Source organism: Trinickia terrae (assembly GCF_005144415.1).
In the GTDB taxonomy this organism is placed as follows: domain Bacteria; phylum Pseudomonadota; class Gammaproteobacteria; order Burkholderiales; family Burkholderiaceae; genus Trinickia_A; species Trinickia_A terrae.
Genome location: NZ_SWJE01000022.1, coordinates 62,983 through 75,036 on the forward strand (window position 1 = coordinate 62,983; position 12,054 = coordinate 75,036).

At 63.6% G+C, this 12,054-nt stretch carries 10 protein-coding genes and 1 pseudogene; 3 read left to right on the forward strand and 8 right to left on the reverse strand.

All coding sequences use genetic code 11. From position 1 onward, the window contains the following. Positions 1–49 precede the first annotated feature (49 nt). Positions 50–1,594: a 3-hydroxyacyl-CoA dehydrogenase gene (locus tag FAZ69_RS30130; protein WP_136898749.1), complete on the reverse strand. Its 1,545-nt coding sequence runs from the start codon at positions 1,592–1,594 to the stop codon at positions 50–52. A 122-nt stretch (positions 1,595–1,716) separates the two neighbouring features. Here FAZ69_RS30130 and FAZ69_RS30135 point away from each other — a divergent pair, with 122 nt between their 5' ends. Then, entirely contained in the window at positions 1,717–2,373 is a 657-nt protein-coding gene (locus FAZ69_RS30135; protein ID WP_136898750.1) for a glutathione S-transferase family protein, read from the forward strand. 140 nt (positions 2,374–2,513) lie between these two features. On the opposite strand, the gene FAZ69_RS30140 is transcribed toward FAZ69_RS30135, so the two are convergent. Both FAZ69_RS30140 and FAZ69_RS30145 read right to left on the reverse strand, forming a co-directional pair. Next, positions 2,514–3,686 (reverse strand): pyridoxal phosphate-dependent aminotransferase, encoded by a 1,173-nt coding sequence (locus tag FAZ69_RS30140; protein ID WP_136898751.1) that lies wholly within the window; start codon positions 3,684–3,686, stop codon positions 2,514–2,516. A gap of 84 nt (positions 3,687–3,770) precedes the next feature. Beyond that, on the reverse strand, positions 3,771–4,262 hold the full coding sequence (locus FAZ69_RS30145; RefSeq protein ID WP_136898752.1) for a putative toxin-antitoxin system toxin component, PIN family: 492 nt from the start codon (positions 4,260–4,262) through the stop codon (positions 3,771–3,773). Positions 4,263–4,320: 58 nt separating this feature from the next. Between FAZ69_RS30145 and yaaA the strand changes: the two genes are divergently transcribed. Both yaaA and FAZ69_RS30155 read left to right on the forward strand, forming a co-directional pair. Further along, the gene (yaaA, locus tag FAZ69_RS30150; RefSeq protein ID WP_136898753.1) at positions 4,321–5,100 is read left to right on the forward strand and encodes a peroxide stress protein YaaA; all 780 of its coding nucleotides are present in this window, start codon (positions 4,321–4,323) and stop codon (positions 5,098–5,100) included. 47 nt (positions 5,101–5,147) lie between these two features. Continuing rightward, positions 5,148–6,302: a M14 family metallopeptidase gene (locus FAZ69_RS30155; RefSeq protein ID WP_136898754.1), complete on the forward strand. Its 1,155-nt coding sequence runs from the start codon at positions 5,148–5,150 to the stop codon at positions 6,300–6,302. Between the two features lie 122 nt (positions 6,303–6,424). On the opposite strand, the gene FAZ69_RS30160 is transcribed toward FAZ69_RS30155, so the two are convergent. The 5 genes and pseudogenes from FAZ69_RS30160 to FAZ69_RS30185 all read right to left on the reverse strand — a co-directional run bounded on the left by FAZ69_RS30160 (position 6,425) and on the right by FAZ69_RS30185 (position 11,679). Next, the gene (locus FAZ69_RS30160; RefSeq protein WP_136898755.1) at positions 6,425–7,087 is read right to left on the reverse strand and encodes a BspC domain-containing protein; all 663 of its coding nucleotides are present in this window, start codon (positions 7,085–7,087) and stop codon (positions 6,425–6,427) included. Between the two features lie 202 nt (positions 7,088–7,289). Next, positions 7,290–7,964 carry an energy-coupling factor ABC transporter permease gene (locus FAZ69_RS30165; RefSeq protein WP_136898761.1) on the reverse strand — a complete coding sequence of 225 codons (675 nt, stop codon included), beginning with the start codon at positions 7,962–7,964 and terminating at the stop codon, positions 7,290–7,292. A gap of 95 nt (positions 7,965–8,059) precedes the next feature. After that, positions 8,060–8,908: a response regulator transcription factor gene (locus tag FAZ69_RS30170; RefSeq protein ID WP_136898756.1), complete on the reverse strand. Its 849-nt coding sequence runs from the start codon at positions 8,906–8,908 to the stop codon at positions 8,060–8,062. Positions 8,909–9,322: 414 nt separating this feature from the next. Then, positions 9,323–10,349, reverse strand: a pseudogene (locus FAZ69_RS30180) (IS110 family RNA-guided transposase). Between the two features lie 115 nt (positions 10,350–10,464). After that, complete coding sequence (locus FAZ69_RS30185; protein ID WP_136898758.1) at positions 10,465–11,679, reverse strand: DUF2863 family protein; 1,215 nt, start codon at positions 11,677–11,679, stop codon at positions 10,465–10,467. Positions 11,680–12,054: the final 375 nt, after the last annotated feature.

The window sequence follows — 12,054 nt, forward strand, 5'->3', positions numbered from 1 at the left end:
CATCTCCGGATTGTCGTGTACGGCGTCGATTCGAATTCGATCTTGGATCTTAGCTTGCGGCATCCGCCGCATCGGCGCTCGTGAGCGATATGCCCAGTTGCGCACGGCGCGCGAGCCACGGCGACGGCCGATAACGCGGATCGCCGAGCACGCCATGGATATTGCGCAGAATTGTGAGGATGGTCCGCGCGCCGAGCGCGTCGCCAAGCGCGAGCGGTCCCTTCGGATAGCCGAGCCCGAGTGTGACCGCAAGGTCGATGTCTTCGGGCGACGCGATTTGACGCTGCGCGATATCGCAGCCGATGTTGACGATCGTCGCGACGATTCGCTGCGCGACGAAGCCCGTGGAGTCGCGAATCACCGTGACGGGCACGCCGTCGGCGGCGAAGAGCGCATGCGCGGCGTCGCGCGCGGCGCGCGTGGTGGCGGGCGTCGTCATCAGCGTGCGGCGCTGGACAGCGGCAAGCGGGAAGAGGGCGTCGATGGCGACGGTGCGGCTCGCGTCGAGTTGCTCTTCGAGCGCCGCCGTGGTGGCGTCGAGACCGAGCGGCGTGACGACGATCAGCGCGTCGTCCGCGGGCCGCTCGCCCTCGTCGAGCGCGACATTGGCGCGGGCGACGAGCTGCAGCACCGCATCGCGCGCTGCCGGCTGCCGGCCGCTGACCCACACGCACTTCGGCAGCGTGGCAGGCGCATCCGCCTCCGCAGGCACCTGCGGCTTGCCGTCGACATAGCGATAAAAGCCTTCGCCGGCCTTCTTGCCGATCAGCCCGCCGGCGAGCCGCGTGCTCGCGATCGGCGACGGCGTGAAGCGCGGCTCTTCATAGAACTGGTGATAGATCGACTCCATCACCGGATGCGAGACGTCGAGCGCGGTCAGGTCGAGCAGCTCGAACGGGCCGAGCCGGAAGCCCGCCTGCTCGCGCATGATCCTGTCGATATCGGCGAAGCTTGCGATGCCTTCGCTCGCGACGCGCAGCCCCTCCGTGTTCATCCCCCGTCCGGCATGATTGACGATGAAGCCGGGCATGTCCTTCGCGCGCACGGGGGTATGTCCCATGCGGCGCGCGAGATCCATCAGCGCGTCGCCGGCCGCCGGGTCGCCGCGCAGGCCGTCGATCACTTCGACGACCTTCATCAGCGGCACCGGATTGAAGAAGTGGTAGCCGGCGACGCGCGACGCATCGGTGCACGCGGCGGCAATGGCGGTGATCGAGAGCGACGACGTGTTGGACGCGAGCACGCAGCGCCCGCTGACGATGGTCTCGAGCTCGCGGAAAAGCGCGCGCTTGGCGTCGAGGTTTTCGATGATGGCTTCGATCACGAGGTCGCAATCGGCCAGTTCGGCAAGCGACTGGGCGCCGATCACGCGCGCGAGCGCGGCGTGCGCTTGCGCTTCGTCGAGTTTGCCCTTGACGGTCAGCTTGACGAAGATGTCGGCGAGGTAGTCGCGCGCGGCGGCGGCGGCTTGCGGGTTGGCATCGAAGAGGCGCACGGTGAGGCCCGCAAGCGAGGCGATCTGGGCGATGCCGCGCCCCATCGCGCCCGTGCCGACGATGCCTATCGTGGCAATGGGGTACTGACGAGAAGCCATAATGGTGTCCCACTCCAAGTCTGTTTACAATAGCACGGTCGTGCGATTTAAAAGCCCGCCATAACCGAGCCCGGCGCAAGACGCGGGGCCGCTCCGCTCACCCTGTCCCATGGAGACGCCAGATGATCCAGCTGTATGGTTTCGCGCTGTCCAACTACTACAACAAGGTGAAGTTCGTCTTGCTCGAACACGGCATCGAGTTCGAGGAGGTGTTCGTGCTCGCGTCCCAGGACGAAGCAGTGCTTGCGCATTCGCCGCTCGGCAAGGTGCCGTATATCCGCACGGATGCGGGCGATTTGTGCGAGTCGGAGGTCATCGTCGAGTACTTGGCGCAGCGCCATCCGGACAAGCCGATCTTTCCGGCTGATCCGTTCAAGGCCGCGAAGGCGCGCGAGCTCGTGACGTTCGTCGAGCTGCATCTCGAGCTCGTCGCGCGCGATCTGTACAAGGAGGCATTCTTCGGCGGCACGGTGACCGACGAGGTGAAGGCTCGCACCGCGAAGCGGCTCGCGCACGGCATCGGCGGCTTCAAGCGGCTGGCGAAGTTCGGGCCTTATCTGGCAGGCGATGAATTTACGATTGCCGATATCGCCGCGTTCGTGAGCTTGCCGCTCGTCGGCATGGCGACGGCCACGATCTATGGGCGCGATTTTCTGCTCGATGCAGGTATCGATTGGAAGGGGTACGTGAAGCTGATCAATCAGCGGCCTGCCGCGCAGCGCGTGAGCGCGGACCGCAAGGCTTATATCGAGGCGTCGTCGGCGTCGAAGGTGAGCTGACGGCTGCAGCGGCGCAACGCGTGGACGGCGCGCAGCATCGAACCGCTGAGCGTCGCTGCGAGAAGGTGCCGCCGGGCGAGCCGCAACAACGAGGCGCGAATGCGAAGAACCGGTGCTCTGTCGCATGACCGCGCCCTTCGTCAGAGCCGCGCGAGCCGTTCGAGCGCGGTCGCGAGCGTGCTTTCCTGCTTCGCGAAGCAAAAGCGCACGACGCCCGATTCGTGCGCCTCGTGATAGAACGCCGATACGGGAATCGCCGCCACGCCGATCTCGCTCGTCAGCCAGGTCGAGAAATCCGCCTCCGATAGCGTGCTCACCGCCGAATAGTCGACGCATTGGAAGTACGTGCCGGTGCAGGGCAGCAGCTTGAAGCGCGTCTTGGCGAGGCCTTCGCGGAAGAAGTCGCGCTTCTGCTGGTAGAACGCCGGCAGGTCGAGATAGGGGGCCGGGTTGCGCAGATAGTCGGTCAGGCCGTATTGCATCGGCGTGTTCACCGTGAACACGTTGAACTGGTGGACCTTGCGGAATTCGGCCATGAGCGCGGCGGGCGCCGCGACGTAGCCGATCTTCCAGCCCGTCACGTGATAGGTCTTGCCGAAGCTCGACACGACGAAGCTGCGCTGCGCGAGCTCCGGATAGCGCGCGACGCTCTCGTGCGGTGCGCCGTCGTAGACCATGTGCTCATAGACCTCGTCCGACAGGATCAGCACGTTCGTGTCGCGCACGATGTCCTCGAGCTTGCGCATGTCGGCGGCGCGCCAGACCGTGCCGGTCGGGTTGTGCGGCGTGTTGATGAGGATGAGCCGCGTTTTCGGCGTGATGGCGGCGGCGAGCTTGTCGAACGGAATCGCGTAGTCAGGTGCTTCCAGCGTGACGAAGACCGGCTTGCCGCCGGCCAGCTCGATCGACGGCAGGTAGCTGTCGTAGTTCGGCTCGAGGACGACGACTTCGTCGCCGGGATGCACCGTGGCGAGGATCGCGGTCAGCAGCGCCTGGGTGGCGCCGGCCGTGACCGTGATTTCGGTGTCGGCGTCGTAGCGGCGGCCGTAGAGATTCGCGATCTTGCCGGAGATCGCCTGGCGCAGCGGCATGATGCCGGCCATCGGCGGGTATTGGTTGTGCCCGTCGCGCATCGCTTTCGCAACGGCGTCGACGATGCGCGGATCGCAATTGAAATCGGGAAAGCCCTGCCCCAGGTTGACTGCGCGCTTCTCGGCCGCGAGTGCGCTCATGACGGTGAAGATCGTGGTGCCGACGTTCGGCAGGCGCGAGGCCAGGGTGGGAGTCGGGGGCGATTCGTGCTGTGCGTTCATGATGCGGTCGGCAGGTTTTGGCGGATTCGTATCGGAGGTCAAGAAGCGGGCAACGGGCTTTGTCGTCGGGCCGGATACCAGGGATCAGACGGGCTCCGGCGCAGCGGTGGTATCGAGTTCGCAGGCAGCGACGAACGGCGCAGGCTGCGCGATCCGAAAGCCGAAGTCGCGCGCGATGCGGCGCGCGAGCTTCAGCACGGCGCGGTCCTTCGACACGAGCCAGTCGGCGCGCGCGGCATACGCGAGCTCGAGGAATTTCTGATCGTCGCGATCCTTGCATTGGGGCAGCGGGCGGGCGTTTTCGGCCGGCGAGTCCGGCACGACGAATTCAGCCAGGCGTTCGACGGCGGCCAGCGCCGCCGCCTTGTCGACGTTGCGTGCGATGAATTGCGGATAATCGAGCACGCGCGCGAGCTCGGCATGACATCGTGCGTCGATCAGCGCGTGCAAGGCGCTCGCTTCCAGCGCCGTGCGGATAGGCCGCGTGTCGGGATCGTCGAACACGAGGATGTCGATCCAGACATTCGAATCGAGGACGACGCGAGGCGCGCCGAGCGAGGCATGGGAACTAGGCATTCGTTACAATCGGGCTTTTCCGTCTTGACAGCCCGGCACGGCGTGCCGGCGAGCCTCTATGATAATTGTTTTGTCTCCGGCCAAATCGCTCGACTACGAAACGCCGCCGCACATCAAGAAGCACACGATCCCCGATTTCGCAGATGATGCCGCCGAGCTGATCGGCGAGCTGCGCTGCCTGTCGCCGCAACAGATTGCGTCGCTGATGAGCATCTCCGATACGCTTGCCCACCTGAATTTTCAGCGCTACGCCGACTGGTCGCCGCGCTTTGGCGCCGACAACGCCAAGCAGGCGGTGCTCGCGTTCAACGGCGACGTGTACGAGGGTTTCGACGCGAAGTCGCTGTCGGCCGCCGATCTCGACTACGCGCAAAGCCACGTGCGCGTGCTCTCCGGCCTTTACGGGCTGCTGCGTCCGCTCGACCTGCTGCAGCCGTACCGGCTCGAAATGGGGACGCGGTTTGCGAACTCGCGCGGCAAGGATCTCTATGCGTTCTGGGGCGAGCGCATCACGCAAGCGCTGAACGCCCAGCTGCAAAAGAACAAGGGCGCGCGGGTGCTCGTCAATTGCGCTTCGGAGGAGTACTTCAAGTCCGTCAAACCAAAGCTGCTCGATGCGCCGGTCGTCACGCCGGTGTTCGAGGACTGGAAGGGCGGCCGCTACAAGATCATCAGCTTTCACGCGAAGCGGGCTCGCGGCCTGATGGCGCGCTATGCGGTCGAGAATCGCATCGACGCACCGGAGGCGCTGAGGAGCTTCGCTTCCGAAGGCTATGCGTTCGTTGCGGAAGCATCGAACGATTCCACTTACGTATTTCGCCGGCGCGTTGGCGATTGACGGCACATTCGCCGACGCATCCCCGCCAGACAACAAGGAACTACTCCATGAGTCTTTCGATCACGACCAATTTCGACGCTGGTGCAGTCGAAGTGCTGTCCTGCGAAAAGGCGGACGATATCCGCCTGCGGATTCGCCGGGACAGCCACGCGGAGTTTGCGCAGTGGTTTTATTTCCGCGTCTCGGGCGCGCGCGGCGAGCGCTGCATGATGACGTTCGAGAACGCGTCCGAGTGCGCCTTCGCCGAAGGGTGGCGCGGCTATGAGGCGGTGGCGAGCTATGACCGCGTCAACTGGTTCCGCGTGCCGACTTCGTACGACGGACGCGTGATGACGATCGACCACACGCCCGAGTTCGACCGCATCTACTACGCGTACTTCGAGCCGTACAGCGAGGAGCGCCATTCGGAGTTCCTCGGCGCAGTGCAGCAGATGCCGCAGGCGAATCTGGTCGAGCTGGGACAGACCGTCGAAGGCCGGCCGATGTCGCTGCTCGTGCTCGGCACGCCCGAGACGGACGGCAAGCCCAAGAAAAAGATCTGGATCATCGCGCGGCAGCACCCGGGCGAGACGATGGCCGAGTGGTTCGTCGAAGGGCTCGTGAAGCGGCTCGCCGGTTGGGGCGATTGGGCGGGCGACGCGGTCGCGCGCAAGCTTTACGACCATGCCGTGTTCTACATCGTGCCGAACATGAATCCGGACGGCAGCGTGCACGGCAATCTGCGCACCAATGCCGCGGGCGCCAACCTGAACCGGGAGTGGATGGAGCCTGACGCGGCGCGCAGCCCCGAAGTGCTGCACGTGCGCGATGCGATTCATGCGACGGGCTGCGATCTCTTCTTCGACATCCACGGCGACGAGGCACTGCCGTACGTGTTCGTCGCGGGCTCGGAGATGCTGCCGAGCTTCACCGAGGAGCAGGGCAGGCGGCAGGCCGCTTTTATCGAAGCATTCAAGCAGGCGAGCCCGGACTTCCAGGACAAGTTCGGCTACGAGTCGTCGAAGTACCAGCAGGATGCGCTGAAGCTCGCATCGAAGTACATCGGCCATGAATTCGGCTGCTTGTCGCTGACGCTGGAAATGCCGTTCAAGGACAACGCGAATCTGCCTGACGAGCGCGTCGGCTGGAACGGCGAGCGCAGCGCGGCGCTGGGCGCGGCGATGCTGAATGCGGTGCTGCGGCACGTCGTGACGTTTGACTGAATGCCGCTGCCGAGGCGCAGGCTGCCGGAAGCAACAACGGGGAGCACGTTCAATCGTGCTTCCCGTTGTGTTTTGTCGACTAGGCTTTTTGCTGCGCAGACGACGCTAACCGCAAAAAGCGGTCAGGTCTGTTTTGTCTTCGACGACTTTTTACTCGAGCTGGTCGAATTCTTCTGCGACGATTTATTGGGCGTGGCCGTCTTCTTCGCCGTCGATTTCGACGCCGCTGCCTTGCTCGATCCCTTGCCCGTCGATTTCTTCTTCGTCGAGCTCTTGCCGGCGTGCTTGCCCTTTACCGCCTTCTTCACTTGCGGCTCCGCGCGCGGCTTGGCCGGCGGCACCGGATCGTTCCAACTGAACGCGAGCATCTGCGTTCCAACGTAGCCGCAGCGGAACTTCAAATTGAACGGCGACTGGCTCGCGTCGTGCGGTATGCCAAGTCCTTCGACCGTCACGATGTTGTCGACCTTGACCCGTTGCTTGCCCTCGTCGAACGAATCGTTCCAGGGGGTGACGGTTGCGTGCTCGCTATCGAAGGATTCCGGCTTGAATTCGACGTGGTCGATCGCGGTCGATGTGCTGGCGACGAAGTTTCCGTGCGCTGCGCAATCCGCGACGAGCGGGTCTGCGTGCATGTCGGTGATGAACTTGTTGATCATTTCGTTGCGCTCATCGACAAGGTCGGCAAAGGCGGGATTGGTGAGCGCAATCGAGACACCGGCAGCGCAAGCTGCCAGTCGGCCGATGAAGAGAGCGAATCGGCGCGTAGTGTTGGAGCTATCCATCTAGTTGTGCAGTTCGAGGCGTCAGGCACGTAAGATGCCTGACGACGTGGCGGAGTTCAACTTTGGAGCAAATATTCCAAAGGGTTTTGCGCCGAGGTGTTGATTGATATACCGCCGAACCCGCTCGAAATTCCGCCGCTTTTGCTCTGAGGCGAACATGCGTCACGGTAGCGCCGCACGTGTCCTATGATTGCGCGGCCACTCAGGTGCGAGGGCCTCCGAGGCGGTAGCGGCGCACATCGTAGGTGGTGACCCACGTTGGTTTATAGACTGCGATGAGCGCAGTCGACATCCCGGTAAACCAAGCCTCGCCGGAAGCGAGCAGGAGAACGCTGAATGCGTAGCCCACGGGGATCACCGCCATTGAACCGTTGGCAAGCGCCACATGCGTGCCGATCGCAGCGGCCGATGCGACGGCCACCGCAACGGCGGGAGACACGAAGCCCTGCGCGCAGATGAAGACGAACAGATTGCGCGGCAACCAGGCCGTGGTCGCGCGTTGCAGCAAGGCGGACACACCGACGGGCATCGCTCCGTAGACAAGGAAGGTCAGCGCGATGCCTTGCCATGTAGCGTCGAAGATGACGGCTGCAATGCCGCTGACGGCCGCCATCGCGATCAGCGCCAATGCCCAGTCGAACAATGTGACGACCAGCGTTGCGCCGAGAAGATGCATGACAGGTCCGTCGTCCAGCCAGGCATTGGTTGCCCATAGCACCGAAACCGCCACGATGATCGCGAGCCAAACATGCTGCAGCGTGCCGTCCTGAAGACGCCGGAACGGTCTGCGCCACAACGCGAGCGCAAGCAGCCCGGCGGCTGCGATCCAGGCACCCACGGCAACCCAAAACGGTAATGGTGTGTATAGGAAACCCATGCGTTCCATATTACTCGTTGGTGCGCAAAAGGTGTGAGCGGATTCCGTGCCAGCGGCCCTTGCGAAAGCCGCTGGCCAACGTATCGAACAGCGCGTCAGTCCTCGTCCGACTCTGTTTTGCCGAATGGCGCGACCGGTTCTGCGGCGATCGGCAGCTTGCTGTCGTCGTTGTCGGGCTGTGGATACTTGAAGCGGGCGCTACGCCGCAGAGGTATCGGTCCGGCCTGACCGAGCGCGGGTTTCGGCTCACTGTCGGACTCCGCCCGCAGGACTTCGAGTTGCGTCGATTGCCAGCCGTTGTAGATCGCCACGGCGGCGGCGCGGTTGAGCGCACCCAACTGCTGGAAGACGCTGGCGAGATGTATCTTGACGGTGCCCTCGCTGATGCCGAGCGTGCGCGCGATCATTTTGTTGGTGCTGCCCATATGGACGCAGCGCATGATCTGCTCCTGGCGCGGCGACAGCGCACGCGTGAGGCGTATGCGGCGGTAGCTGAGACGGACGGCGTCGCGCGAGGACGACCTTCCGGACGACAACTCCAGCTCCGGGGGTGCCTCGGGCGCGAGCACGCGATGCGAAACGAAGTGGCCGCCGAGCAACACGCGCTCGAACGCATGGACGATCAGCAATGGCTCCATCGCACGCGGAATCACGCCGCGCACGCCTTCACCGAGCAGCGCACGCGCTTGCGGCAGCGAGGCATCGTCGATGAGCGCCGCGATCCGTAACGACGGGTGCTCGGCGAGGAGCGCCCGTATATCCGTCAAGCGCATCGAGTCCTGCCAGTCGACCACGAGAAGATCGACGCTTGTGCGCTGCAATGCGCGGCTTGCCTGAGTCCAATCTCTCGCCTCGTTGAAGCGCGCCTGCCGGTCGATTTGCCGCAACAGCGCTTTGAGTCCATCGCGTCTTTCTGCTTCTGAATTGACAACCGAAAACCGCATATACAGCCTCCCTATGTCTGATTCTAATGAGGCGGCGTGTTATCCGAGGGGGTGCCGGCGTTAGCCGGCGGGGATGCGCCGCCGCCACTATGATGACAAATTCCTTACGTCCCGTGCGGCTGGCCGAAAGGCATAGGAAAAAGCACAAAAAATCTATGGTCCCCCCCGTTTTTGCAAGGCTGATGTTCGACGTTGTGGTTGGCTTGCCTAAATCTATCCGGCGTCGTTGTAGGGATCGCTCCCCGCGCCACGATGAGAGTCGCGCCTGACGGTCCTAAAAAGCCCTTCGGCTTCGAGAGCCGATTTTTTTGCCAGGTTCTCCGTCAGGCCGGTGTGCCGTTCACGTCATCGAATTTCAGCGATCGCAAAACCAGATGGGTTGACTTCGGTAAAGCAGTAAGCGGGATCGGCTGATCAGATAGGCATGGCAGCCGATCCCGTATCGAAGACGGTGTTGCGGGTTGCCAGCGCCCAGGCGGTGCGAGCGAGCTTGTTCGCGAGGGCACAGGCCACGACGTTGGAGTGCCGTCGCGCCAGCATGGCCCGGACCCAATCGGCGAGCGGGCCGCGCTGCCGCTCGAGCCGCTGCATGTAAGCCCGGGCGCACTGAACCAGCAGGCGCCGGATGTTTTTGTCGCCCCTTTTGCTGATCCCCAGCAGGTTGGCCTTGCCGCCCGTGCTGTGCTGGCGGGGCACGAGTCCGATCGATGCCGCGAAGTCCCGGCTGCATCCGTACTGCTTGCCATCACCCATCTCGGCGGCCAGCACGCTCGCGGTGATCGGGCCGACACCGGGAATCGTCAGCAGACGCTGGCCGAGCGCGTCATCGGCCAGTTGCCGGGTCATCTCTTTGTCGATCTCGCCGATCTGTTCGCTCAGGTACTTGAAGTGAGCGTGCAGGCGTTCGAGGATCGCGACCAGGCGCGGTGGCAGCCGATGTTCGGCGAGCACGGCGGGTAGGCGCGTGATAACGGCGTTGCCGATCGGCAGGCTGATGCCGAATTCGAGCAGAAAACCGTGCATCTGGTTGACGGCTTTCACCCGATCACGCACCAGCGAGTCGCGTACCCGATGCAGGGCCGACAGCGTTTGCTGCGATTCCGTCTTTGGCGTCACGAATCGCATGGCGGGGCGAGATGCCGCCTCGCAGATCGCCTCGGCGTCCACGAAGTCGTTCTTGTTGCTCTTGACGAAGGGCCGCACGAACTGCGGCGAGATCAGCTTGACCTGATGACCGAAGCTGGCAAGCTTGCGGGCCTATGTGATGCGCGCCGGCGCAAGCTTCCATGACCACCGTACAGGCGTGAAACGTGGCGAAGAACTCGATCAACTGCTTGCGCCCCACCTTCTTGCGAAACACGGCTTTGCCGTGCCGGTCCTGGCCGTGAAGGTGAAACGAATGCTTGCCCAGATCGATCCCAACCAGCGTCGCGTCTTGCATGATGGCCTCTCCAGAAAGAAAAACACCCTACAGCGTAACCCGCGTGTAGGGTGGGGGTGACCATCTTTAAAGCCCTGCGTGGGCAGGGCTTGGCAGGCGGTGCAGACGGCGTGGATCAGTGGAAATGGGGCTGCGCCGGCTCGGCATCTTCCGGCATTTCGGCATGCACGATTTCGCCTAACGGATCTGCATACAAGGGCACTCCGCAGTCGTCGCAGTATTCCGGCTCGAAGCGGCCGGCATGACGGCGGATGTCGGTCACGCCGGCTTCTTTTAGCAGCGCGACGATTTCTTCGAGCGGGCCGTCCAACGGCTCGGCGCCTTCCGGCTCTTCGTCGATGGCGAGCTCGCCGTTTTCACGTCCGTATAGCGGCCAGACCACGCCGTAGATCACGTCGTTGCTGCCGCGACGAGTGAAGCCGATTCGATACTCGTCGATGCGGCGCTCGCCGAAGCCCGCCACCACGGCCCTGAGGTCGTGCGGTGCCGCACCGATGGTGTCGTACAAATAGCGGATGGCCGTGCGGACGGTGTGCGGACGAACGCGTTCGTCGGCGTCGCGGCAGGCCGAGTAGTAGGCGTCCGGCAGCAGGCATTCGAATTCGCACCCCGGCAGCACCGTGGCGAGATTGGCTCCGCCTTGCGTCGCCCATTGCTCGAGGCACTGGCCGCGCTCGATGCGCGCACCGCCTTCTTCTTCCTGCCAGCGAAAGAGCGGCGCACCGACAGGCGCGGCGACCACCGCCAGGAGGAAGCGCGGGTCCGCAAGAATCGGCGAGGTTTCCGGTAGATCGCCGAAATTGATCTTGGTGCCGGCGCCGCTGACGGCGGCTTGGACGAGCTGTTGCGCCACGCGATAGGTCTCCACGTGATGCCGCGGCAACTGGTCGATGCTGTACAGGAAGGGCGCCAATGCGATGCGAGTGGCGCTGGCGAGGACGTGCGCCTGAAGCTGCGTGCGCAGCGCGTCGACGGAGTCGGTTTTCAGCGGGCCGGAGGGAATCGCGTAGCGAGTCCATGCAAGTACCGGCGCGGCGATCAGCAACGCCTCGTAGGGGGTGCCTTCATGCTCTACGATGAACGATTCGCTATGCGTTTCGGCCATGTCGGCGAGCGCGCCGTATGCGTCGGGATGGTTTTGCTGCAGGTGATCGAGGGCGGCATCGAGCGTCGTCTGATTGCCGTTTCGGACGATCTTCGCAAGCAGCGCATCGAGCTTCGCCTCCCAGAAGCGGTCTTCGATGCGGCTGCCCGACGCAAACAAGGCGAGCGACAGGCCGACCAGCTTGTCAGCATCTGGGGGAAGGCGTTTGGCGATTCGCGAGCGCATAGTGGCTAGATGTTTGTATTCGAAGAACCCTCCATTCTAGTCTTTTCCCGATGGCTTTTACTTTGACCGCACCGAGGCGATTCCCGTCGGTTCCATTGGTGATAGACGTGGCACAAGATCCGGGTGCCGTTGGCGGGCGCAGATGTACGCAGAATCTCGAGCTAGGCCGCTTGTCAGGGACTTCAAAAAACCGCTTGCCAGCGTGTTGGGTGGGGACTAGAATCCTGGTCTTTCGCGCTTCGGCCAAGGTTTGGTAGCGAGGCGCGGGGGACGGGAGGAAGGCGGGAGGCCCAGGGTTGACGGGGCTTTCGGCGCGGTCGGCGAGTTGAGTGGTTAAAAAAACTTGTTGACGGGGTGCAAAAGGTTCTTCATAAT